General features: G+C 58.3%; 20 protein-coding genes. 8 read left to right on the forward strand and 12 right to left on the reverse strand.

Annotation, left to right across the window (positions count from 1 at the left end):
* Positions 1 to 191: 191 nt before the first annotated feature.
* Entirely contained in the window at positions 192 to 974 is a 783-nt protein-coding gene (locus tag ACR2R1_RS21990) for an enoyl-ACP reductase FabI (protein ID WP_077731210.1), read from the reverse strand.
* A gap of 364 nt (positions 975 to 1,338) precedes the next feature.
* Here ACR2R1_RS21990 and ACR2R1_RS21995 point away from each other — a divergent pair, with 364 nt between their 5' ends.
* The 7 genes from ACR2R1_RS21995 (at position 1,339) to ACR2R1_RS22025 (ending at position 8,307) form a co-directional block, all read left to right on the forward strand.
* Entirely contained in the window at positions 1,339 to 3,429 is a 2,091-nt protein-coding gene (locus ACR2R1_RS21995) for an ABC transporter substrate-binding protein (protein WP_434111944.1), read from the forward strand.
* Complete coding sequence (locus ACR2R1_RS22000; protein ID WP_434111946.1) at positions 3,426 to 4,403, forward strand: ABC transporter permease; 978 nt, start codon at positions 3,426 to 3,428, stop codon at positions 4,401 to 4,403. Before ACR2R1_RS21995 ends, ACR2R1_RS22000 begins: the two co-directional genes overlap by 4 nt.
* 64 nt (positions 4,404 to 4,467) lie before the next feature.
* The gene (locus tag ACR2R1_RS22005; protein ID WP_077728931.1) at positions 4,468 to 4,653 is read left to right on the forward strand and encodes a hypothetical protein; all 186 of its coding nucleotides are present in this window, start codon (positions 4,468 to 4,470) and stop codon (positions 4,651 to 4,653) included.
* A gap of 124 nt (positions 4,654 to 4,777) precedes the next feature.
* Positions 4,778 to 6,166: an ABC transporter permease gene (locus tag ACR2R1_RS22010; RefSeq protein WP_434111948.1), complete on the forward strand. Its 1,389-nt coding sequence runs from the start codon at positions 4,778 to 4,780 to the stop codon at positions 6,164 to 6,166.
* Between the two features lie 70 nt (positions 6,167 to 6,236).
* A complete protein-coding gene (locus ACR2R1_RS22015) occupies positions 6,237 to 6,440 on the forward strand; it encodes a type II toxin-antitoxin system HicB family antitoxin (protein ID WP_077728933.1) in 204 nt (67 codons plus the stop codon).
* Positions 6,437 to 6,643 carry a type II toxin-antitoxin system HicA family toxin gene (locus tag ACR2R1_RS22020; protein ID WP_077728934.1) on the forward strand — a complete coding sequence of 69 codons (207 nt, stop codon included), beginning with the start codon at positions 6,437 to 6,439 and terminating at the stop codon, positions 6,641 to 6,643. Before ACR2R1_RS22015 ends, ACR2R1_RS22020 begins: the two co-directional genes overlap by 4 nt.
* Positions 6,640 to 8,307 (forward strand): ABC transporter ATP-binding protein, encoded by a 1,668-nt coding sequence (locus ACR2R1_RS22025; protein WP_434111950.1) that lies wholly within the window; start codon positions 6,640 to 6,642, stop codon positions 8,305 to 8,307. Before ACR2R1_RS22020 ends, ACR2R1_RS22025 begins: the two co-directional genes overlap by 4 nt.
* Before the next feature lie 115 nt (positions 8,308 to 8,422).
* On the opposite strand, the gene ACR2R1_RS22030 is transcribed toward ACR2R1_RS22025, so the two are convergent.
* From ACR2R1_RS22030 to ACR2R1_RS22060, 7 genes are all read right to left on the reverse strand, one after another.
* Entirely contained in the window at positions 8,423 to 9,229 is an 807-nt protein-coding gene (locus ACR2R1_RS22030; RefSeq protein WP_434111952.1) for a GlcG/HbpS family heme-binding protein, read from the reverse strand.
* Positions 9,230 to 9,660: 431 nt separating this feature from the next.
* Complete coding sequence (locus tag ACR2R1_RS22035) at positions 9,661 to 10,629, reverse strand: ABC transporter substrate-binding protein (protein ID WP_434111954.1); 969 nt, start codon at positions 10,627 to 10,629, stop codon at positions 9,661 to 9,663.
* A gap of 73 nt (positions 10,630 to 10,702) precedes the next feature.
* On the reverse strand, positions 10,703 to 11,773 hold the full coding sequence (locus ACR2R1_RS22040; protein ID WP_434111956.1) for a glycosyltransferase family 4 protein: 1,071 nt from the start codon (positions 11,771 to 11,773) through the stop codon (positions 10,703 to 10,705).
* Positions 11,774 to 12,679, reverse strand: a complete 906-nt coding sequence (locus tag ACR2R1_RS22045; protein WP_434111958.1) for a class I SAM-dependent methyltransferase — start codon at positions 12,677 to 12,679, stop codon at positions 11,774 to 11,776.
* Between the two features lie 62 nt (positions 12,680 to 12,741).
* Positions 12,742 to 13,641 (reverse strand): glycosyltransferase family 2 protein, encoded by a 900-nt coding sequence (locus ACR2R1_RS22050; protein ID WP_156879586.1) that lies wholly within the window; start codon positions 13,639 to 13,641, stop codon positions 12,742 to 12,744.
* An 11-nt stretch (positions 13,642 to 13,652) separates the two neighbouring features.
* Positions 13,653 to 14,501, reverse strand: coding sequence for an FkbM family methyltransferase (locus tag ACR2R1_RS22055; RefSeq protein WP_347259143.1), 849 nt, complete (start codon positions 14,499 to 14,501; stop codon positions 13,653 to 13,655).
* Between the two features lie 22 nt (positions 14,502 to 14,523).
* Entirely contained in the window at positions 14,524 to 15,831 is a 1,308-nt protein-coding gene (locus tag ACR2R1_RS22060) for an oligosaccharide flippase family protein (RefSeq protein WP_156879588.1), read from the reverse strand.
* A 254-nt stretch (positions 15,832 to 16,085) separates the two neighbouring features.
* Here ACR2R1_RS22060 and ACR2R1_RS22065 point away from each other — a divergent pair, with 254 nt between their 5' ends.
* Positions 16,086 to 17,201 (forward strand): glycosyltransferase, encoded by a 1,116-nt coding sequence (locus tag ACR2R1_RS22065; protein WP_434111961.1) that lies wholly within the window; start codon positions 16,086 to 16,088, stop codon positions 17,199 to 17,201.
* Between the two features lie 50 nt (positions 17,202 to 17,251).
* On the opposite strand, the gene pmbA is transcribed toward ACR2R1_RS22065, so the two are convergent.
* From pmbA to ACR2R1_RS22085, 4 genes are read right to left on the reverse strand one after another with little or no spacing between them, the layout of a single operon-like run.
* Complete coding sequence (gene pmbA, locus ACR2R1_RS22070; protein WP_434111963.1) at positions 17,252 to 18,604, reverse strand: metalloprotease PmbA; 1,353 nt, start codon at positions 18,602 to 18,604, stop codon at positions 17,252 to 17,254.
* Between the two features lie 58 nt (positions 18,605 to 18,662).
* Positions 18,663 to 20,108, reverse strand: coding sequence for a metalloprotease TldD (tldD, locus tag ACR2R1_RS22075; RefSeq protein ID WP_086135314.1), 1,446 nt, complete (start codon positions 20,106 to 20,108; stop codon positions 18,663 to 18,665).
* 54 nt (positions 20,109 to 20,162) lie between these two features.
* Positions 20,163 to 20,984 (reverse strand): carbon-nitrogen hydrolase family protein, encoded by an 822-nt coding sequence (locus ACR2R1_RS22080; protein WP_133716654.1) that lies wholly within the window; start codon positions 20,982 to 20,984, stop codon positions 20,163 to 20,165.
* The gene (locus ACR2R1_RS22085) at positions 20,977 to 24,852 is read right to left on the reverse strand and encodes a YhdP family protein (RefSeq protein WP_434111965.1); all 3,876 of its coding nucleotides are present in this window, start codon (positions 24,850 to 24,852) and stop codon (positions 20,977 to 20,979) included. The genes ACR2R1_RS22080 and ACR2R1_RS22085 overlap by 8 nt, the downstream gene beginning before the upstream one ends.
* Between the last annotated feature and the right edge of the window lie 6 nt (positions 24,853 to 24,858).

Below are 24,858 nucleotides of genomic sequence, written 5' to 3' on the forward strand. Positions count from 1 at the left end.
CGTAACCCGCCGAGCGACCTCGAATCGGTGGGTTACGCTCCGCTAACCCACCCTACATAATGGTCACTCGAATGCCCAATGGAATGAGTTCGATTCCAGGGCAAGCAGGGCGGTCGGAGACCCGCAAGAAGCCGCGGTGAAGGGGCGAGGGGCAAGCCGGGACGATCGTCCCGGCCCGCCGATGACGAAGATCAGATCCCGGAGAGGCCGACGATGTTGTAGCCGGCGTCCACGTACAGGATTTCCCCGGTGATGCCGGATGCGAGATCGGAGCATAGAAACGCGGCGGCGTTGCCCACTTCCTCGATGGTGACGTTCTTGCGCAAGGGAGCCGCTTGTTCGCCTTTGGCCAGCATCTCGCGGAAATTGGCGATGCCGGAGGCGGCGAGGGTACGGATGGCTCCGGCGGAGACGGCATTGACGCGGATCCCTTCGGGGCCGAGGGAAGCCGCCAGATAACGGACATTGGCTTCGAGGCTGGCTTTGGCGACGCCCATCACGTTGTAATTCGGAATGGCCCGTTCGGCACCGAGATAGCTCAGCGTCAGCAACGAACCCTTGCGTCCCGCCATCAGCTTGCGGCCGGCTTTCGCGAGCGCGGCGAAGCTGTAGGAACTGATGTCGTGGGCGATACGGAAATTTTCGCGGGTTACCGCGTCGAGATAAGAGCCTTCCAGGGCTTCGCGAGGGGCGAAGGCGACGGAATGGACGATGCAATCGAGCCCGTCCCAGCGTTTGCCCAATTCGTCGAAAAGCGCGTCGATCTGCTCATCGCTCGCCACTTCGCAGGGCAGGACGATTTTCGCGCCCAGTTCCGCCGCCAGTTTTTCGACGCGCTCCTTGAGCTTGTCGTTCTGATAAGTCAGCGCGATTTCCGCTCCCTCCCGCCGCATCGCCTCCGCGATGCCGTAGGCGATGGACCGATTGCTGGCGACACCGACGATAAGAGCACGCTTGTCTTGCATGAAACCCATGGTGAATCTCCGATTTCGTCTGGAAATGGCGCGAAAGTATCCGCTAGAGGCCGAATGCTGTCTAGCCTGCATTTCTCCCCCCCTTCAATCGCAAACGGTCGCTTAAGTAGGTCGGCAATCCTTTGCCGACCTACGGACTGAGCGGTGTCAGTTCACCTGCAATGCGGCTAACGATGCGACTATCGCACCGTTCGCTCGCGTATAATGGCCGCCTATGGCGATCAGGCAAGAATCGGTACATCGTTTTTCCGGTCCGGCAAGTTCCGGCCGCGAGCTTTTTTTTGCACGTCGAAGCTTTATACATTTATTCCGGCCTGCCGCGGTTCTCCTCCTCGCTTTTCTGCTCGCCTCCTGCGGGAGTCCCTTGAACAATCCTTATCCGGCCGGGGACAAGGGCAGGAACATTCTTTATACCTCCTTCACCGAGCGGCCCAAGCACCTGGACCCGGCGCGGGCCTACAGCTCGAATGAATACGAGATCATCGCCCAGATTTACGAGCCGCTGCTGCAGTACGCCTATCTGAAACGGCCTTATCAGCTCGAGCCGCTGACGGCGGAGGCTCTGCCAATAGTGACTTACCTCGATAAGGATTTGCGTCCGCTCCCGGACAACGCGCCTGAGGAACGGATAGCGTACAGCGAATACGATATTCGCCTTCGTCCGAACATCCTGTTTCAGCCTCATCCGGCATTCGCCAGGAACGGCGATGGGAGCTTTCGCTATCACGCGCTGACCGAAGGCGAATTGGCGAAAATAAGCACGATTACCGATTTTGCCGAAACCGGCGCCCGAGCGCTGACGGCCGAGGATTACGCTTATCAGATCAAGCGGCTGGTGCATCCCCAGCTGCATTCTCCGATCGCCGAGATGATGAAGAGTTATATCGTCGGTCTCAAGGAGACGGGCGAGCGGATGGCGAAGGATTTCGAAGCCCGGCCGGATAAATCGGAATTTTTCGATATTCGCGGCTATACCGTGGAGGGCGTCGACATCGCCGATGCGCACCGCTTGAAGATCCGGCTGCACGGCAAGTATCCGCAGTTCCGCTTCTGGCTGGCGATGCCGTTTTTTGCCCCCATGCCCTGGGAGGCGGATGCGTTTTATGCCCAGAGGGGGTTGATCGAAAAGAACATCACCCTCGACTGGTATCCGGTCGGCACCGGCGCCTATATGCTGGCGGAGAACAATCCGAACCGGCGCATGGTGTTGCTGAAAAACCCCAATTATCACGATGAGTTCTACCCGGCAGAGGGCGAGCCGGAGGATGCGGCGAAGGGTTACTTGAAGGATGTCGGGCAAAAGCTGCCGTTTATTGAGAAAGTCGTCTTCACTTTGGAAAAGGAAACGATTCCCTATTGGAACAAGTTCCTGCAGGGCTATTACGACGCCTCGGGGATCGCTTCGGACAATTTCGATCAGGCCGTCCAGTTCACCGGGCAGAACGATGCCGAACTGACGCCGGAGATGAAGGCCAAGGATATCCACTTGGAGACGGCGATCACGACGACCATATTCTATATGGGCTTCAACATGCTCGATGCCACGGTGGGCGGGCTGGACGAGGCCAAATCCAAGCTTCGCCAAGCCATCAACATCGCGGTCGATTACGAGGAATTCATCGATATTTTCATCAACGGACGCGGCGTTCCGGCCCAGGGAATCTTGCCCCCCGATATTTTCGGTCAAGTCGAGGGCAAGGACGGGATCAACCCTTACGTGTACGACTGGGCGGACGGCGCGCCGCGCCGCAAGAACATTGACGCCGCGAAAAAGCTCCTGGCCGAGGCCGGCTACCCCAACGGTGTCGACGCCAAGACCGGCAGGCCCTTGGTGCTTTATCTCGATACCGTGGCGCGGGGCCCCGACGACAAATCGATTCTGAACTGGTACCGCAAGCAATTCGCCAAGCTCGGCATTCAGCTGGTGCTGCGCACCACCGATTACAACCAGTTCCAGCAGAAGATGCTGAACGGCAACGCACAGATTTTCATGTGGGGCTGGAATGCCGATTATCCCGACCCGGAAAACTTCTTCTTTCTGCTGTACGGCGAGAACGCCAAGGTGGGCAAGGGCGGAGAGAACGCAGCCAATTATAAGAACCCGGAATTCGATCGCTTGTTCGAGCGTATGCGCAATATGGACGACGGGGAGGAGCGTTTCCGTATCATCCAGGCCATGCAGGAAATCCTTAGGCACGATTCGCCCTGGTTATTCGGTTATCATCCCAAGGCTTTTTCGCTGCATCATGACTGGTTCCGCAACCTCAAACCCAATCTGATGGCCAACAACGGGCTCAAGTACCGGCGCATCGAAGCCGAGCAGCGGGAGCTCAAGCGGGCGGAGTGGAACCGGCCGATCTATTGGCCGCTGGCCGCGGGTTCGGGGCTGCTGGTCGCGGCGGTCGTCCCGGCCTATTCGACCTATCGCCGCCGCATGAGGTCCACCGCGTTATGATCCGCTATATCATCCGCCGCGTGCTCTACGCTCTTCCGCTGCTACTGGGCGTGAACATCCTGACCTTTCTGCTGTTCTTCGTGGTGAATACGCCGGACGACATGGCGCGTATGCATCTCGGGGAGAAGCATGTCACCCAGGAGGCGGTCGAAGGGTGGAAACACGAGCGCGGCTACGATTTGCCCCTGTTCTGGAACGATAAAGCGGAAGGCGCCGAGAAGGCGACCCGGACGATTTTTTATCAGAAGTCGGTGGGTCTGTTCATGTTTCGGTTCGGACGTTCCGACAGCGGACGCGAAATCGGCGCCGATATCCGTCAGCGCATGTGGCCGTCCCTCGCCATCGCAGTGCCTTCGCTTTTGGTAGGGCTCCTGGTGCACATCAGCCTGGCGCTACTCCTGGTGTTTTTCCGGCTGACTTATCTGGAATTCTGGGGCGTTGCCTTGTGCGTCGCACTGATGTCCGTTTCGTTCCTGTTCTACATCATCGGCGGGCAATACCTATTGGGAAAACTGCTGCAGCTCACTCCGATCTCGGGTTACGACTCCGGAGTCAACGCTATCCGTTTCCTGATCCTGCCCCTGGCCATCAGCGTGATCGCCGGCATCGGTTCCGGCGTGCGCTGGTATCGAACCCTGTTCCTGGAGGAAGTGGAGAAGGATTATGTCCGTACCGCGCGGGCCAAGGGGCTGTCCGAGCCGCAGGTGCTGTTCGGGCATGTGCTCAAGAATGCAATGATTCCCATTCTGACCGGGGTGGTCGTAGTGCTGCCCTTGCTGTTCACCGGCAGTCTGATCACCGAATCGTTCTTCGCCATTCCGGGGCTGGGCAGCTATACCATCGATGCCATCAGCCAGCAGGATTTCGCCATCGTGCGCGCCATGGTGTTTCTAGGCTCCGCGCTTTACGTCCTCGGTCTTCTGCTGACCGATCTTTCCTATACGCTGGTCGATCCAAGGGTGAGGCTGGGTTGAACAGGACTCGCAAGCGTTGAAAGAGGCGCTGCGCATTGCAACAGTATCAAATGTGGAAACGAGCATGAACAGAGAATACACGGCGATTACCAAGCAAATCGGCGAATGGCGGGTGGGATGGATCGAAGAAATCCCCGGCGTGAATTGCCAGGAAAGAACTCATGAAGAGTTGTTGAAAAGCCTCAGGATAACTCTGATCGAGGCGCTGCAATTCAATCACGAGGAGGCGAGTTCTCGTAGGGTGGGTTAGGCCGCGAGGCCGTAACCCACCGAGAGACCTCGGATTGGTGGGTTACGCTGCGCTAACCCACCCTAAAATTAATCTTCTCAAGATTTGCAAGGACTTAGGTGTGCCGCTCGCAAAGTAATCCGACATGTTGAAGCTGCTCTGGACCGACATTCTGTTCTTCATCCTGCTGGCGGGGTTCGCCGTGCTCGTCGTCCGGGCCAGGGGCCGCGAGCATTTGCGCCGGCCCTGGCGCAAGGTGGCGCAGAGCCGCAGCGCCATGGTGTCGCTGGTGATTCTGCTGGCTTACCTTTTTATTGCCGTATTGGATTCGATCCACTTTCATCCGCGGATTGAAGGCGAAAACGGGCAATACCAAGGCGAGGTGATTAGCGTGCTGGACAGCTGGATGACGCCGATCCGGACGCGCGTGGAAAAAACCTATTCGGCGCCTTTTTCGTCCTATGCCTATGCCAAGGAAATGATCCGTCAGCCGGACGGTACGCAACGATGGGACTATCCCCGTTTGCAGTACGGCGGCGCGCATCTGGCCGATCCGGAACACGAGAATATAGCGGATATCCTGACGATCGGCATGAAGGGATTTGGAAAGGGAGTATTGGTCTGGCTATTGCCGGCTTTGCTGGTCATCGCCTGGCGCAGCCGCCAGGACCGTATCGGTCCGGCCGAGAGTTTCAAGCGCATCGCCCTCGGCCGAACGGAAATTCCGTGGCGGGCCGCATTACTGACGCTGTTTCTCATTTTGGGGTGCGGCGGAATGCTGGGGGAGCTGGGGCTGCGCTATCACGTGCTCGGCACGGACAAGGTTGGCGAGGACGTGTTCTACCAAAGCCTCAAGAGCGTTCGGACCGGGCTTTTGATCGGCACCCTGACCACCTTCGCCACGCTGCCGCTAGCCTTGGGATTCGGCATCCTCGCCGGTTATTTCCGCGGCTGGGTCGACGACGTGATCCAGTATCTTTACACCACCCTCAATTCCATCCCCGGCGTGCTGCTCATCGCTGCCGCCATGCTCATCATGCAGGTGTACATGGCCCGGCACGAGGACGACTTCGCCAGCCTGGCGCTGCGGGCCGATTTCAGGCTGCTGTTTCTTTGCCTGATTCTCGGCATGACCAGCTGGACCGGCCTGTGCCGCCTGCTCCGCGCGGAAACCCTGAAGTTGCGCGAAATGGAATACGTTCAGGCGGCTCGGGCGCTGGGCGTCAGGCAAGGCACGATCCTGGCGCGGCATATCCTGCCCAACGTATTCCATCTGGTGCTGATTTCGGTAGCCCTGGATTTCAGTTCGCTCGTGCTGGCCGAGGCCGTGCTGTCGTACGTGAATATCGGCGTCGATCCCACCATGGAGAGCTGGGGCAACATGATCAACAGCGCCCGGCTCGAAATGGCGCGGGACCCGGTGGTGTGGTGGTCTTTGGCGGCCGCGTTTCTGTTCATGTTCACCCTGGTGCTCGCCGCCAATCTCTTTGCGGATGCCGTGCGGGATGCTTTCGATCCGAGGCGGGCGGAGTAATGGACTAGCCATTGTCATCATGTTCGACAAGACCATGGTATTTTTTCCAGATTCCCGGAGGTAGCTTTTCATGAAATTAAAAGTGATCGTCCATCAGGCCGAGGAGGGCGGTTATTGGGCTGAAATTCCTGCGATTCCAGGCTGTGCTTCTCAAGGCGAAACCTTAGAGGAGTTGTTGGCGAATCTTCATGAGGCCGTAGAAGCTTGCTTGTCCATTGAGGTCGAGGAGAAAGGTCTCGCACAGACGGACAGGATTTTGGAGATCGCCGTTTGAAAACCATTTCCGGCAAAGCTTTAGGGAAATTGCCGGAGCGGCATGGATGGGAGCTAAAGAGAATCAACGGCAGCCATCATGTCTACGGAAAGCAAGGTTATTCGGCGCGTATTTCGGTTCCTGTTCACGGCAATGAGCCGCTCAAAATCGGGCTTCTAAAACATTTTCTTAAGGTGGCCGAAATTTCGGAGCATGAATTGTGAGTGTTGTCTCTGAGGTGCTGGAAACCGGTGTAGAGCGGCAACCGGCCAGCTCGCTTTTGTCGGTCTCCGATCTCCACGTGAGTTTCCGTCAGGGCGCGGAGCTGATAGCCGCCGTCAGCGGGGTTTCGTTTCATATCGACAAGGGCGAGACTTTCGCCCTCGTGGGCGAGTCGGGTTCGGGAAAATCGGTCACGGCGCTGTCGGTATTAAGGCTCTTGCCCCACAATGGACGAATCATGAGGGGGCAAGTGAGTCTTGGGGGCACCGATTTGTTCGGGTTGCCGGAATATGCCATGAGCGCCATCCGTGGGCTGCGCATCGGCATTATTTTCCAGGATCCCATGAGTTCGCTGAACCCGGTCATGACGGTAGGACGGCAAATCGGCGAAGTCCTGCGCTTGCAACGGGGTTTGCAGGGCAGGGCGGCGAGAAATCGTGCCTCGGAGCTCCTGGATCATGTGGGACTGCCGAATCCGGAGCGGCATCTGAATGAATATCCCCACCAGCTTTCCGGCGGCATGCGGCAGCGGGTCATGATTGCCATCGCTCTGGCCGGGGAGCCGGACCTCTTGATCGCCGACGAGCCGACTACCGCTTTGGACGTGACGATTCAGGCGCAAATTCTGGAGCTTCTCGAGCGACTGAAGCGCGAAAGCGGAATGGCGCTGTGGCTGATCACCCATGATTTCGGCATCGTCGCGGAACTGGCCGACCGCGTGGCCGTCATGCGCGCCGGCAAGATCGTGGAACAGAGCGATCGAGAAGGGTTTTTCGAAAAACCGGAGCATCCTTACAGCCGCGAGCTGTTCACGGTCATGCCCCGCTTGGACGCCTGCCTAGCCCGGCCCGAAACACATCATTCGGACCCGCTGCTAGTCGTGGAGGACTTCAAGGTCCATTACCCGATCAAGCGCGGCATCCTTCAGCGGACCGTGGATTATGTCAGGGCTGTGGATGGTGTTTCGCTTTCGGTGGCGCAGGGCGAGACCCTGGCCCTGGTGGGCGAGTCCGGATGCGGCAAGACTACCCTGGGCAAGGGGATTCTCAATCTGATCGAGAATTCCGGTGGGCGGGTCCGCTTCGATGGCGCCGATATCACCGGGCTTCGCGGCGAGGAACGCCGGAAACGTTACGCCGAGATGCAGATCGTGTTTCAGGACCCGTATTCCTCCATGAATCCGCGCATGGTCGTGGGCGACATCGTCGAAGAGGGACTACGTGCCTTGCATCCGTCCATGACCGAGAAGGAGCGGCGCGAACGAGTCGAGGATTTGCTCCACGGCGTCGGTTTGCCGAAAGAGGCCCGATTGCGTTATCCGCACGAATTTTCCGGCGGACAGAGGCAGCGCATCTGCATCGCGCGGGCCTTGGCCGTCGATCCCAAGCTGATCGTGTGCGACGAGCCGACCAGCGCCCTCGACGTTTCGGTCCAAGCCCAAATTTTGAAGCTTTTGAGGGATCTGCGCGATCGGCGTGGTCTCAGTTATTTGTTCATCACCCACGATTTGGCCGTGGTGGCCGAGTTGGCCGATCGGGTGGCGGTCATGCACCGGGGCAAGATCGTCGAAATGGGGTCGACTCAGCAAGTTCTTTTTAAGCCGGCTCACTCTTACACCAAGCGTCTGTTGGAGGCAGTGCCGAAGTTAAGAAAGGGACAAAAATAGTTTCTCTCACTTCCAAGTGACAGTGAGCGGAACGAAACGCCTTATGGCCGCTCGGCTGAAATGAAAAAGCCGGGCGCAAGGCCCGGCTAAATGCAGATCGATAACAGGCGTTCGTCTAGTTCTGTACCGCCGGCAAAGTGCGAGGATCGCCACTGGCGTCATTAAGACAGCCGGGCTGTTCAAAGCCGGCCGTGACGCCATCCCCGTTGCCGTTATACTGGTCGAGAATAATATTGTCCGGACGAGCGGGATCGCCCGATACACCGCCGACACCCTGCATCTGGTCCAATCCCAGGTTCTTACGAACGCGCCAGGCGATGTTGTGGTCGGCACAGGAGGTATCGCCGCTAACACCCACGGCACCGATGATCTTTCCATTCTTGTAGAGGCCCAATCCGCCCCCGAATACGTTTACGCCACCGGGACGTTTGCCCACCATCGGGTCATTGGCCTGACCATAGTGCTTCGGGTTACCGCCGTAAGCCACGCCGGGATTTACCGGATTGCTGAACTGAAGGCCGTACAAACTGCCGCCGAGCATCGTTTCCGCGTTGGCGCCGGAGGTTCCTTGCGCGGCCGAGTAAAGGTTACCGGTGGAGAGTGCTAGGCCATTGAGGCTAAATGCATTGGCCGTATTGGCTTTTTGGGCGGAAATTACGCGGCTGCCGGGCCATTGGGCGCCACGGTCGGTTCCGGAGAAAGCAACCGCACAGACTACGCCATCACGATTGACGATGGTGCCCCACATGTCGAAGTCCAGTCCGCTGCTTTCGCTGGCAACGGCGCTGATGAGAGCATTTTTTAGCTCGGCATGGGAGGGCAAACCGTTGCACGCCTCCTTGCCAGCGGAAGAATCCGCCATAACATTGCTGCAAGCCAAGGCAGCCGCCCCCAAGGCTATTATTATTTCTTTTGATTTCATAGCAGAATTTCCATCCGTTTGTTGGTGTTGAAAGATAAATAAAATTATTGAGCGTGCCGTCCGCAGTCGGCGGATTACAGGCAAATTAAGAAAAAAGCCTAAAAAGCATTAATTAACAGGGTTTGAAGTCAGATTTCGACAATAACAGAGGCATAAAGCGGGCCATGTCTTTTGTCCCAGTGTTTCAAAAGACGATATAAGCTTTCCACGAAGCGATTTTCCATTAAATCTAGATTGCTAAGACAAATGGCACGACTATAAACCGGCTATACCGTTTTGCGACTGTAAAAAAAACTGACATTTTCTGTTATCAAGAAGCCGGAATGAGTGATTAATCCGGATAAACCTATGTCCGTATCCTTTTTCATATGTTTTTACATCTTTATCAGGAAGTTAAAGTGTCAGCTTTTTTTACAAATAAGCCGAATCGGTTAGCGCCAGAACACTCCTTCAGGTAACGTTCCAGACTTTCCGGTCAATCGTCCCTCGCCCGATTGATGCAGCAGCGCAAAAATTTCGGCGGCGGCTTTTTTCTCGGTTTCCCCCCAGCTTTTGATTCTTCCGTCGCAGTAATGCTGTCGCAGGGCGTTTTGAATCCGTTCGTCGGTTTCCTGCGTTAAGGGGACGACCTTGCGCCAAACGGCGTCCGACTCGCAGATCGATTTTTGGGCCGCGTCCGCCGCCTTCAAAAATCCTGAAAGCGCATTCGCGTGAGCATTGGCCCAGTCCTCCCCAAAAACATAACCGAGACTCGGTACATCGGCGTCTACCCCCAAGCCTCGAAGTATGCCGCGTCCATCGATAAGACGACGATAATTCTGAGCCTCCAGTTTGGCGGCGAAATTCCAGTAATTCAGGACGGCGTCCAGCTTGCCTTGTTGCAACTGTTGGTTGAGCAGCGGCGGCGCGCCGAAGACCTTGTCGGCGGACTTGTCGAGGTCCAGGCCGTGCTGTTTTTGAGCCAGAGCGCGCAGCAGCAGCCAGTTTTTGTCCAATCCGCCGCCCGCGATGCCTAGCCGCTTTCCCTTGAGATCGGCGATCCCTTGGATGGAAGAGCCGGCCGGTACGATCAACGCCCCATGGCTGGTAGAGTAGGGCAGAAAAGTGACATCCATGCCTTGCCCGCGCTGATTGGCCACCCAGATCCAATCGGACACGATTACATCGACGCTTCCTCCTTGCAGGGCGATTTTCCCCGCCTCGGCGCTGGCAAGGGGAGTCGTTTCTATGGTGATCCCCTGCGCCTTATCGAGTTTTTCCTCTTGAATAACGGCAAGCTCCCAGTTGAGCGTGCCGAAAGCCAGCATGCCGATTTTGATCTTTTGATCGACGGTTTCGGCACAAACGTGACCGGCAGCGATCAGGGCGAGGAAAATCGAGATGACGATTTGATTGTGCATGATGTTTAAACCGGTGCTAAAGAAAGGACTGTAACATTTCCAGGGCGGTAGCTTCAGGATAAAGCCGAACACATCATTGTCCGCATGCCTCGCTTAAAATTCTTGCCATTTTGGGCCCGTTGACTGCGGTACAGTATTCGCGTTTGACCGTGGCTCGTCCGGCTTGTCCCAGGCGGATGCGCAGGTCGGGGTTATGCAGTAGTTCCAGCAAGGCGGCTTTCCATTCCGATTCGGTGGAGGCGAGAAAGCCGTTGACGCCATGCTCGACGATCCTGAGGTTGGCTCCGACCGGCGAGGCGACCACGGGTTTGTGGCAGCCCATGTACTGGATGAGTTTATAGCCGCATTTCCCCCTTTCCCAAGGGGTATCGGACAGCGGCATGATGCCGACGTCAAAGCGCCGGATTTCGTCCACTTCGGTTTGTTCCGACCAGTCGCGATACTCGATGTCAACATTGGAGAGCCGCAAATGCGCGGCTTCCGCCCCCACCACTTTTATCCGTAAGGGATGGTCCCGTGCTATCGCCGAAAAAACGTCGTTCAAATTTCGCAAATACTGCGCCGTAGTGGGCGAACCTATCCAGCCGATGGTGAAGATGTCGTTTGGTTCGGTCGGATTCTGGGGATAGCGGTTCAAGTCGATCGAGGTTGGGATAAGCGCCACACGTGCGGCGCCGGCTTTAGTCGCCCGCTCGGCGAGGTATTCGCTTCCCGCGATCACCGCTTTGGAATGCCGCATGACGCGGTCTATCTTATCGCCCAGGATTTTGCGGATGACAGGATTGGCGTGACGATCGTAGCGGTGGAAGATGGCGTCGTCGTAGTCGACGACATAGGGAATTCCCGCGCGCGCCATGGCGGTCTCAATCCAAGCCGGAAGCCAGGGCAATACCTCCGCTTCGATCCAGATCAGGTCGTATGCGCGTAATCCCATCAGGGATGCGATCCGCCTGGTATAGCCGTCGAATGAGTAGAGTAGGGATTTTCCGTGTCCGGCATAGAATCGTTCGAGATACTCGTCCTTGAAGAAAGGCGCGACCGTGATCCGAAATCCCTGGCTTTCGAGATAGGGTAGATACTGATACGAGCGGAGCCGGCTGCTGGCCCCGAGTTGGCCGTAGCGGCTAAGAAGCAGCACCTTCATTTATCGATCGGCGCGTCTGGCCCAAACCGTCATCCGTGCGGTTTGGCCGAGCCGGCTCAGGATCAGGGCCAGCGGATAAAGGGGCAGGTTGAAAATTTCGGGATGCCGCTTGAGGAAGCGGGAAACGGTCGAATTGGGCCATTTGTCTTCGATGAGATAAGCCGTGCTCGCCACTAAATCGGTCATCACTTTCTGGTAAAGAATCTTCTCGATGCGCCAACCCGTAGCGTTCAGCAGGGCTTCCAAAGTCTCCGGGGTGAAGTGGTACAAATGGGCGGGCAAGTGCAAGGGAAACCATCGCTGTTTGAACCAGCCGAGTTGGAAGCAGGCCGCGTTGGGAACCGAGATGGCCAGCCAGCAGTCCTTCCGGGTCCAGCGATGCAGCTTGTTGAGCGCGAGCACGGGGTCGTGCAGGTGTTCCAGCACCATCCAGCCTACCACCAGATCGAACTGTTCGGCGGGTTCGGGCGCCGATTCCAGGCTCCCGCAATGAACCGAGAAGCCTGCATCTTGAGCATTCTTCGCCGCCGTGGGCGAAAATTCTATGCCTTCCACTCGCCAGCCTTTATCGGCCATTCGCCCTAGAAAGCTGCCCGAGGCGCAACCGATTTCCAGCATTCGTCCCGGTTCGAGTGCGGGCAAGGACAGGCTGTGTATCCTCAAGGCATTTCTGACGAATTCCTTAATGGCATTCGCCGCTGTTCTGAAACGCGAATGGGTAATGCGGGTGCCGGCGTAAGGCCCGTAAGTCTCGGGATAGTAATAGCCGATGGTGTCCGCGGTCGGTCTCGGATCGGTTCGCAACAACCCGCACGCCGAACATCGAACCACGGAGTACGTGCCGGGCAGGTCATGCAGTCTGTCCCTTCCTTGCAGAACCAATTCATCGCGGCTTTCGCAGCCCATGGGACAGGGCTTGCTTTCAAGAGCAATAGAATCTGGCGTATCAGTTGAAACCATATTGATGTTTAGCGAGAGCTGGCTAGACGGGCTTTATCGATCCACGCCAAGCCCAGACCGATCGGAAGGCTGATCCCGAACAGCAGCGGAAAGCCGACTTCCGCCAAGCTGGCATATAAGGATTCTCCGGCATGGACCGAGTATCGGATGAAGTTGGCCATATTCTTGAGCTTGGGTTTGATCCCGGTGGGCAAGCGTACCGCTTCGCCGTAATAAAGCCGAGCGCCTCTCGGGCTTCGATAGCGTATTGCCCTCGCTTTGGCGGTCAATCCGTCGGGCAGATACTGAATGATCCGCATCACCTCGTTGACGCACCGGAATCTCGGATTGAGCCGGTTGAACACGACACCTTCCGCCAGGAATTTTTCGCCGGGAATTTCCGGAAAAAGATATGACCGCAGCCGTTCGGTCCGGACGAAATAACACTTGTCGCCTTTCATGTTCATTTCGAACCAGTATTCCCGATGGCTCATATCCATGGAGTCACGGGGAAACCGCTTCGGGACGATGCTCCCGTCGCGATAAGCGCACAATCCCATGACGCCATCCAAGGACATTTTTTCTTCGGGAGGAATGGCATGCCAGATTTCATGGAATCGTTTCAGAGTGTGGGGCAGAAGGAGATCGTCCGAGTCGTGAATCAGGAACAATTCGCCGGATGCCAGCATCAGCCCTTGGTTGATCGCCACATGCTTGCCTCGATTCTCCTGATGTACGTAGACGATAGGAAAACCGGCGCTCGCTTGCCATTCCTCGACCCGCGCACGGGTATCGTCGGTGGAACCGTCGTCCACGATGATCCACTCGAAATCGGTAAACGTCTGCGCCTTGAGGCTCTCAAAAACCTCGGCCAGCAACCGAGCCCGGTTGTAGGTCGGGGTGAAGACCGTGAATGAGTATGATGGCATCGTCGAACCGATCAGGCAGACCGCTCGAAAAGGGTATTTTCCCGCTCCCGAAGAATGCGGTACCCGTTGTCCGAAATGAGGGATCGTAATAGTTGTTTCCGCTCGGCCGTTTGCGGACCGCCTTCGATCTCGACCAGGATGTAGGCTGGTTTAAGCTGCGGAGCTCTTTTGACGTCATCGAAAAACCGATTCAGGACCGGATATTCGAATCCTTCGATATCCAGCTTCAGGACATCGATCTTTTTCACCTCAGCCATCTGCAAAGCGTCATACAAGGAATAGCACTGGACCTCCTCCGTCTCTCCCTCGGCCTTGAGGAAACTGTTGGCGCCTCGGTTGCCTTGCCGATTGAGCCCTAGCCGCAGCATCTCCTTCTTGTCCGAGATGCCGATTTGATAAGCGGCGATCACGCTGTTCCGGCCGTTGATTTCGATATTTTTTCGCAGGAGTCGGAAATTTTCCGTCGCCGCCTCGAAGGCGATCACCTTGCCGGATGCGCCGACGATCTCCGCGGCGAACAGCGCGTAGGCGCCGATATTGCTGCCCACGTCCACGAATACGCCGCCTCTCGGCAAACGCTTCATCAGGAATTTTCGCTCCCACCGGTCGTACATGTGCGGGATGAAGAACAGATTGCCGCCCACGCAATCGGACGGATCGACGATCATCTCGATGTCGCGTCCCCGATAAGTCCAGATGGTGGAGCGAAACCAGGCCCCAGAGATGAACGAGCAGACCAAGGGTTTGACGATGCGGTTGCTAATTCCGCTAAACCGCCAAACGGGCGGAATAAGCCGCGTCACGGCTTTGGCGGCTTTGACGAAAGGCGGTATCGGGCTGATCGCTAGATCCATGTTCATCGTTGATTTTTGTTGTTGGCGTTTAGCCGATGAGGCTCAATTTTAACCTGGTTTTGACGATTACCAGCGCTGAAAGGTTTATGCCGGCGACCGCGATCGCGCTGGCAATAGCCGCGCCCATGGCGCCGTGTTCGCCGATGAGATACAGCTCTAAAGGCAGTTGCACGGCCAAGCCGCCGCCCATGAGCCACGTGGCTTCCTTCTGATGTCCGGTCATGGTCAGCAGGATGGTCCCGAGTCCGGTCAGAGCGTACAGCGATTTTCCGGCCAGGAGCATGATCAGAAGAGGGTAAGCATCCACGAACGATGCTCCGAAAATACCGAGTATGTATTTTCCGGTGCCGGCAATGAATGAGGCGGCCGTCAAAACGAACAAGGCATTGCCTATTGTGGTGATTTTCAGTAGCCGCCGGAGGTCCGGAATCAAGCGATTGTTCCAATGTGCGGCGATTAAAGGCGCGGTTACGCTGCTGGCCACGACCAAGCCGAAAGCTGCGAAATCTGCGACTCTGGCCGCTACCGCATACGAACCGGCTTCCCGCGTGCCCACCATCGATCCGATCAGGAGGATGTCCAATTGGCTGATCAGCAGCTGGATGCCGACGACGACGAACATGGGAACGGCCATGGTCAGCCATTCTTTTTTTCGATAGGACGGCAGGCTGCCGGAAACGCCTCCCGGCAGGGATTGCCGAAGCCATGCGCTGCCCAGCAGGAAGTTGGTCATGGCTACGGCCAGGCTGATCAGCATTGCCGTCACGGGATCGACGAAGTCGTGAAACCCGAAATAAATCGCCGACAGCAGAATGATCAGGAGCAGGGGGCGAACGAGGTTTTCCGGGAGTTCGGCGAAACTGATTTTGAGCAGGCCGCGGAGAACGCCCACGCGCAATTCGGACAAGGACATGAAGGGCACATGGAGGAAAGCCAGGATGAAAACATAACGATGCAGATCGTCCATTGTGTCTTTCAGCAGCCAGCCGATCATCGCTGCGGCTGACCCGACGACAAGGCAAGCTCCGAGCGTGCTGCGCGTCGCGAAAGCCATGAAACCTCGAATGGCGCCCCAGTCTTCCTGCGAGTTGTAAATCGCGACGTACCGGATCGAGGTATGTACCATGCCCAGTTGGGCCAGCCAGGATAAGACCGGGGCGAAGGCGAGGGCGTACACGAATAGCCCGTAATTGTCGGAACCCATGAACCGCGCGGTAATCGCCTGAGCCGTGAACGACAGGCCGATGCCGACCGCTCGGAGGCTGAAAGTGCCTATTGCGTTGCGAGCGAGATAAAAAAAGGTCCGGTCTTTCCCGAACCTCGGTTTTGCGATCATTGATTCCGATAAGGTTTGAATGGGTTTGCGCGAGCGCGCGACCGATCGTTTTTCGGTTGCGGCACGAAGCGGCGGATGCTGACCCTGAACCGATCAAGTTCGCGCCATCGGGTATTATACTGTCCTATTTTCTTGAGTCTTTCTTCGCGAGTTTCGGGACGACGGGCTGCGGGTCGAGTGCGAACAGGCAACCAAGACACGGGCCATACGAAAAGACGACGTTCCGCCTTTCCAGGTCATTGAGCCAAGCCGTTTTGAACAAGAAACTTTTATTTTTCGTTACCGAAGACTGGTTCGTTTGCTCGCATTGGCTGCCCCACGTGACTGCCGCCCGTGACGCAGGCTACCAGGTCTACGTGGTGACGCGGGTACGGCAGCACAGGGCTATCATCGAAGCGCGAGGCGTCCATGTCGTTCCGCTCGAATTGTCGCGGCGCGGCCGCAATCCGATGGCGGAACTCCGGGTGATTGCCGATCTGATCAAGATTTACCGAAAGATTCGGCCCGATCTGGTGAAGCATGTCGCCATGAAGCCGGTGGTGTACGGCACCATTGCTGCGTGGTTCAGCCAGCCATGTGCCGTGGTGAATTACATGGCCGGTCTCGGCTGGCTGTTTACTTCGGACAGCGTCAAGGCGCGGCTGCTTCGTCCGGTGGTCCGCGCCGTGTTGAGGCAGCTTTTCGCACGGGGGCACGTTATCGTGGAAAACCCGGACGATTACGAGCAGATGATGAGCTTGGGGTTGCCGGCCGCCCGTGTGAGCTTGATCCGGGGCGCCGGTGTGGATCTCCGGGAATTCAGTCCGGCGGTAGAGCGCGATGGGGTCCCTTTGGTCGTCCTGCCGGCGCGCATGCTCTGGACCAAGGGGGTAGGAGAGTTCGTCACGGCCGCCGAGCGGCTGCGCGCCGAAGGCGTCGCGGCGCGATTCGTCCTGGTAGGCGATCCTGACCCCGACAATCCGGAATCGGTCTCGATCGACCAACTCGAAAGCTGGCGGCAGAAAGGGGCGGTCGAATGGTGGGGGCGGCGGGACGACATGCCTCAAGTGCTCGCCGCATGCCATATCGTCTGCCTGCCCTCGTATCGGGAAGGCCTCCCCAAGGCGCTGCTCGAAGCGGCAGCCGCGGGAAAACCCATCGTCACCACCGATACCCCCGGCTGTCGGGAGGTGGTCCGTCACGGCGACAACGGTCTGCTGGTACCGGCGGCGGATGCGCTCGCTCTGGCCGAAGCGCTCAAAACGTTAATCGAGGATGGGCCGCAGCGGGAGCGGATGGGGCGTCGCGGCCGGGAAATCGCGGAGACCGAATTTTCCTCGGAAAAGATAACCTCCGAAACTTTAGCCCTGTATAACGCTGTCCTTTCGTGAGTGGTAGGTCGGCAATCCCTTGCCGACGAAGGTGTCTCGTCAGGGAAACTTCAATTTCCCGCCACCGTCATCTTATCGAGCAAAATGGACCCGGTTCGGGTATTGCCCCGCAGGTCTACATCGTTTCCGACGGCCTGTAGATTCATGAACATATCTCTTAGGTTGCCCGCGATGGTGATTTCCTCCACGGGGAACTGGATCTCGCCGTTCTCCACCCAAAATCCGGATGCGCCGCGGGAATAATCGCCGGTGACCGGGTTGACGCCCTGGCCCATCAGTTCGGTGACGAGAAGTCCCGTATTCATGCGTTTCAGCAAGCCCTCTAAATCGAGTTCGCCGGGGTCGATGACGAGATTGTGCACGCCGCCGGCATTGCCGGTGGTTTTCATGCCGAGCTTGCGGGCCGAGTATGTGCTCAACACATAGGATTCGAGTATGCCGTCCTTGACGATGTGGTGAGGTCGGGTCCGAACGCCCTCGGCGTCGTAGGGTGCGCTGCCCAAGGCCTTCTTGAGGTGCGGTTCCTCGCGAATTCGTATGAAGGCCGGGAAGATCTGCTTTCCCAGATGGTCGAGCAGGAACGACGACTTCCGATAGAGATTGCCGCCGCGGATGGCGCCGATGAGATGGCCCAGCAGGCTGGACGCGATATCCGCCGCGAAGATGACCGGGCATTGCCGGGTGCTCAGCGAACGGGCGCCGAGCCGCTTTACCGTGCGCTCGGCGGCCTTTCGGCCCACCAGCTCGGCCGCTTCCATGTCTCGGGCGTCTCGCGCCACGGTCCACCAATCGTCCCGCTGCATGCTGTCGCCCCGCTGGCCGATGACCGAACAGCTCAGGCTGTGGCGGCTGGACGCATAGCCATGCAGGAATCCCAGCGAGTTGCCCAGGACTCGTAACCCTTGGAAGGTGTTGAGGCTCGCGCCCTCGGAATTGACGATTTCGGGATGAAACTGGCGTGCGGCATTTTCGCAGCCTATCGCCAGGTTTATGGCGGTTTCCGCGTCCAGGTCCCAGGGATGATAAACGTCGAGATCGGGGAACTCGGTGGCCAGCATGTCCCGGTCGGGCAATCCGGCATATTCGTCTTCGGCCGCGTATTGAGCGATCCGGCACGCGGCTTCTACGGTTTCCCGCATCGCCGTCGCGCTGAGGTCGGTGGTGCTGGCCGAACCCTTGCGCTGGCCCACGTAGACCGTGACGCCGAGTCCGCGGCTGCGATGATGTTCAATGGTTTCGACCTCGCCCATCCGCGCGGTGACGGAAAGGCCGTGCTCCAGACTGACGCCGGCCTCCGCCGAGGTGGCGCCTTGCCGCCGGGCTTCGGCCAGGCAATCCGCCACCAGGGATTTCAATTGTTCGAGTTGTTTTGCTTCACGTGCGAAAGTCGTGGGTTCCTGCACGGATGGCTCCTTCTAATCGTTAAATCGTTCGGATATAGGAACGGGTCGGGCGCTGGTCTTAAACCCGAGTACCGCCCACGGTCAGCCCGTCCACCCGCAAGGTCGGCTGGCCGACGCCCACGGGTACGCTCTGGCCGTCCTTTCCGCAGGTGCCGACGCCGGTATCGAGCTGCAAATCGTTGCCGACCATGCTGACGCGGGTCAGCACGTCCGGGCCGTTGCCGATCAGGGTCGCGCCTTTGACCGGCCGGGTGATTTTCCCGTCTTCGATCAAATAGGCTTCGCTGGCGGAGAACACGAATTTGCCCGAGGTGATGTCAACCTGGCCGCCGCCGAAGTTCTTGGCGAACAGCCCTTTTTTCACCGAACCGATGATTTCCTGCGGATCGTGAGGTCCCGCCAGCATGTATGTGTTGGTCATGCGGGGCATGGGCAGGTGGGCATAGGATTCGCGGCGGCCGTTGCCGGTGGGCGATACGCCCATGAGCCGGGCGTTGAGCTTGTCCTGCATGTAGCCCTTGAGAATGCCGTTTTCGATCAAAACCGTGCATTCCGTCGGCGTGCCTTCGTCGTCGATATTGAGCGAACCGCGCCGGCCGGGCAGGGTGCCGTCGTCGACCACCGTGCAGAGCGGCGAAGCCACGCGCTCGCCGATTCGCCCGGCGAAGGCCGAAGTGCCTTTGCGGTTGAAATCGCCTTCGAGTCCGTGGCCTATCGCTTCGTGCAGCAAAACGCCCGGCCAGCCGGGTCCCAAGACCACGGTCATGGTTCCCGCGGGAGCTTCGACCGCTTCCAGATTCACCAGGGCCTGGCGCACGGCTTCCCGTGCGTATTCGATGGCCCGGTCTTCTTCCAAAAAGAAGCGGTAATCCGCGCGGCCGCCGCCGCCGCAACTGCCTTGCTCGCGGCGACCGTTTTCCTGGACGATCACGCTGACGTTGAGCCGCACAAGCGGACGCACGTCGCCATGGAGCGCTCCGTCCTGGCCGATCACCAGAACGACTTCGTGGCTGCCGGCAAGGTTCACCATGACCTGTTCGACGCGCGGATCGAGTCTCCGGCATTCCTCGTCCAGACGTTTGAGGAGGGCGATCTTCTCTTCTTCGGGCAACGATTGCAGCGGATCGATCGGCAGATAAAGCTGTGGCGGGCGATATAGGCCGGAGACTTCCCGTTTGCCCTGTGCTCCCTCTCGAGCGATGGCTCGCGCGTTCTTGGCGGCTTCGAGCAGGGTCGGCAGCGTAATTTCGTCGCTGTAGGCGAATCCGGTCTTTTCGCCGGAAACGGCGCGTACCCCGGCGCCTTGTTCTATGCTGTGGCTGCCTTCCTTCACGATGCCGTCTTCCAGCATCCAGGACTCGAACCGGGTGGATTGTAGATAGACGTCGGCGGCATCCACCGACGCGCTCAAGAGCTGTCCCATGACGCGGTCGATGTCGCCGCCTATGAGTCCAGCCGGCTCCAGCAGGGTTTGCCGGGCGATTACAAGAGGATCATGACTCATGATGAGGTGTGAGAATTAAGCTGATGATAAAAACTAGCCTACACGCCATAGCCCTCAGCGGCAATGCAGTTTGCGGTGGGTCAGGGCCGGAAACGCGGCCCGCACTTTCTGCAGCCGGTCGCGGTCGAATTCCGCAGTCACCACACCGGCGCCCTGTGGAAGGCTGCCGAGCACCTGGCCCCAAGGGTCCACGATCATGCTGTGGCCGAAGGTTTCGCGGCCGTTGACGTGAAACCCGCCCTGATTGGCGGCGACGGTGTAGCACAGGTTTTCGACCGAACGGGCGCGCACCAGGATTTCCCAGTGAGCGGCGCCGGTTTGCGCGGTAAAGGCCGAGGGAACGACGAGAATGTCCATGCCGCTGTCCGCCATCTGCCGGAACAGTTCGGGGAAGCGGAGATCGTAGCAGATCGACAAACCGAGTCGCCCGAACGGCGTGTCCAGGACCAGAGCCTCGCTACCGGCGTCTATGGTCTTGGACTCGTGATACTGTTCGTCGGTGCCGGGCACGTTGACGTCGAACAGATGAATCTTGTCGTAGCGTCCTGCCCGCTCGCCTTTGTCGTTATAAACCAGGCAGGCAGCGCGGACTTTGCCGTTGTCGGCGCGGATCGGCATGGTGCCGCCGACCAGCCAGACCTTCAGCCGCTCCGCCGTCTGGGCGAGAAAATCCTGGATCGGTCCGGAACCGTCGGCTTCGGCTACGGCCAGTTTGTCGGCTTCGGATGTACCCATGATGGCGAAATTTTCCGGGAGCACGATCAGGGAAGCGCCCCGGGACGCGGCTTTCTCGACTAGTCGCCCCGCCTCGATGAGGTTGGCGCTGACATTGGGACTGGACGCCATCTGGATAGCGGCGAGAACCGTTTTACTCATTCGTCTTTTTCTCCGTTTCGGTGCCAAAACCTGATAAATCTTTCATGCCGCTCCAGGCCCGGTCGAGAATGTCGAGCGGCAGGTTGCGGCTAATCTTGGTGATTTGCGGTTCGTCCCAACTACCCTTGACGGCGTAGTGGGTCGCGGTGATGCTGTCCACTTTTTCGCCGACCAGTTGTTGTGCCAGAAGCACGGCAGCCCCGACTGCGGGTCCGCCGGCCAGAGCGCCCGCGATGGGCAGAGCGACGCTGGTGTGGGGTATGACGGTGACGACTTGATCCAAATCTCTCGCCACCAATCCGGCGCGGCCGTTGATGACGATCTTGGCGGGAACCGCATCGATTAGAAAACCCTTCGTTACGGCTTGACTGTTGCCGAGCTGAAAGGTTCCCAGGACGCTGTCATAGGCTAGGCCCTTGCCGAACAAATCGCTGAAATCGAAGGACAGCCTGCGCCACAACGTGTCCAAGTTTAACATACCGAGCACCCGGCCCAGCCCCGGCTCGACCTTGAGAATCGCGCCTTTGCCCAGCTTCATCCGGATGTCGCCTTTGACGCTGGCACGGGAAAATTGCTGGGGCGCGCCCGGCCAGGACAAAGTGAAGTCGACGTCGGAAGGGGTTTCCCTGACCTCGCCGGAATAACCGATGACGGTCAACAAATCACCCATGTCCTCGATGCGGAGTTTCCCATCGATACGGGTGGATACGGTTTGGTCCGCCGACCGTGTCCAACTGCCGTGGATGTCGAAGCGGTGATTTTTGGTCCCGCCCTCGAGTGTTTTTATGATCATGCCATGGGCATGACGTTCGGTTTGAAAGGTAAGCGGTCCGAGATCGGCGTCCTGCCAGAGCAGCCGCTTGGCATTAAGCGCCAGATTCGGTACGGCGGACGGGGCGATGGGTTCGATGTTTGCCGGTTCGGCTTTATTGGCCTTCAGTTTCGGTATCTTGAGGTGTTCCAGATCGAAAGCGATCGAATCGGCCGTGGCTTTGAAGCCCCCCTTGCCGTAAGCGCTGTCGACATGGCCCCGCCAATGTTGGTCTTCGCTCTCCATCTCGATGATCAGGGGACCCAAGGTTTCTTTGTTCCAATATAGCGTCCCGACGTTCAGTTCCAGTTTACGCAAGAGACCGGTACTGCCCGGTTCGTTCGAGGAGTTGGGCAGCAAGCGCCGCCATTCGGCGGCTTCGAGTTCATCCAGTCGGGCGAAAATTGCCAGGCCGGGTTCCGATGAGGAGGAGGGGAGCAGTGTTCCGATGGCGATATCGCCCCCTTCCAGTTCGATGCCGGTATCCGATTCCGAGAGCCTGAGCCGCGCCGTGACATCGTGTCCATAGCTCAGCCGAAGCGGGATCTTGCTGCCGGCGAGAATCGCCGTTTCGATGAATAGATCTTTTCTCGCTTTTTCGCGCTTTCCGAGTGGCGCCGGCAGATTCAACTCCAGGCCCGTCATTCCGGACGACAGTGATAAAACCAGCGGATCGCTTTCGGTGTCGAGCGATTCCGGAATCCGGAGAGTGAGCCGATAATCCGTGGCTCCCCGCGCCCATCGCCAAAGACTGCCGGGGATTTGTTCCTGCAGGTCCGACACGCCGATTCGGCCTTTGATCTCGACCGAAGTCTCGGCCTTCTGTCCCGAGATGCGGATGACGGCGGGACGATCGAACGCCGAGGCTCGAATGGCATCGGCGCTCAAACCGGTTCGCGTAAAATGCAAGGGGCCGTTGATGTGCCCCAGTTCCAGCCCGGCATCCTCGACGCGGAGGGTCGCATTTTTGAATTCCGCTTTGCCTTCGATTTCGGTATCGCCCAGTTTTTGATCGAGCGGAATGGTCAGGTTCAGCGAAATATCCGTTTCGCCGGCGGTGCTCACGAACTTGCCGAGCCGTTCGGGGATATCCCGAAGGGGAGTGTGGGCGAGAAAATCCAGGGCATCCGGCACCGTCGCGCGAGCGGTTCCGCTCAGTTTGAGCCAAGGCGAAGACTTTAGGTCCTTGGTTTCGGCGTGCGCTTCCACAATCTGGCCCTGGCCGATTCGTCCTTTGGTCGAGCCGATTTCCATGCGAGGACCGTGGAATTGCACGCGGGCGTCGGTTTGGGTCAGCGGCGGCCAGTCCGGATGAAAGCGAAGTTCGATGTTTTGCGCTTCGATCGAGGATTCGAATACGCCTTCGTTCCGATAAAACGGGAAATCGGCGATCGCGCCGTGAAACAGAAGATGGGCATTTCGGACTTGTCCGCCGATCAGCGCCTGTTCCAACCAACGCGAAGTTTGGGGGATTACGGCGAAAGGCAGGTAATTCTTGACGGCGGCCACAGTTGTTTTGCCGAGTTGCACGCGAAGATCGAGGAAGGGAGAGGCATTTGGGCTTTTCGACAGGACGACTCCGAACCGGCCGCGTGCGGCGAGATCGGCGTTTTCGATCGAAAGCGAACGGGATGAAATCGACCAATCCGTGTCGGTTTGCCGCCAGGACAGATCGGCCGTGGCCTTATTCAGATGAACCGGGCTCTTCAGTCCCAGCGCGGCCGGTTGGATATCCCCGTTTTCGACGGATACCGAGATCCGGCCGGTTTTGTCGGTACCGCAGAGTTTTCCGGTGAAGCCGGAGACGCCCGGAAGCGATTGCCAGGCATTCGAGCCGAAATCGTCGAATGTTCCGCACAAGGCTATGCGTTCGCCCAGCGATCTTTCGGGTGCGAAAAAGAAACTGGCATTCCGTACGATGCCGCGCGGAGCCAAGTCCCTCAACATTCCGCCGGCTTTTTCGCCGAGTACCGGGAGAGCGTGCAAGACGGTGTTGATGTCGCCCAATTCGAGGTACGACGCCGCGGCGCGTATGACGGCAGGCGTTCCGTCGGCGCGACGGGTGAGGGCGAAGGAAAGGCGGGTCTTCGGCCAGGTGTCGGTCAACGCCGGCCTGAAGCGATCGAGATCCAGGCGCCAGCCGTCGTTTTCCAGCTGCCACCTGAACCGGCTTTCCAGGGAGGCCAAGGCCAGCTGATTTTCGGTGTTTGCGTCTCCATGGAAAGCGAATACCGGCTTTACGAGTTTGATGTCTCCCGTCACGGAATTTAGCGCGCCGTTCCAGTTTCCCCAAAGTCTGAAATCCGCTATGCCGGATTTCATGGCGAAACGCGGCGTCGATAAGGCGCCGGCTATCCGGGCCGTATCGATGCGCTTTCCTTCGAGGTAAAGCTTTCCGGACCAATCGTCGGCCCGGAAGAGATCGCCTTCCGCATTCAGGACAAGCCGGAACGCTTGGCCGAGACTTTGAGGCAAGATGATATCGGCACCGAGCTTGTGTTTTCCGTTTTTGTTGGCGAGCCGGATATTCGCCCGTCCTAAATGCAGAGGCGGTTTGTTCCCTTGCAAATCCAGCCATTCCAGATCGCAGTCCAACAGTTCGAAGCGGCCGTCGCCCATGAGCCAGGCCGGCGGCTGGTCGCGCACGTGCAGACCGACGATGCCGATCGTGCCGTCGTGCCTGCGCCGGATCGAGAGTTTCGCTCCGATAATCTTCAACCGGTCGAAGCTGGGTTGGCCGGTCACCAAGGTGCGAAGCGGATCGACGTCGACGCGGATCGCGGCGAACCGTATTGCCGGCTGGCCTTGCGAGTCCAGGATATGGAAGCCGTTCAGGGAAAACTCGGGATGGAAGCCATGCAGGCGGGCCGACAGCTCGCCTATTCGGACGGTTTCGCCGATCAGGAAACCGATTTCGGTTTCCAGGCGGTGGCGATACTCCGCCGCTCCGGGAAACAGCCAGAAGCGCAGGACAGTAACCGTCAGCGCCAATGTGACGATGAAGAAAAGACCGAAATACAGCGCCGTTCGGTGGGTGAAACGAAGAATTCTTTTCAAAAGACG

This window comes from Methylocaldum sp. GT1TLB (genome assembly GCF_051027445.1).
GTDB lineage: Bacteria > Pseudomonadota > Gammaproteobacteria > Methylococcales > Methylococcaceae > Methylocaldum.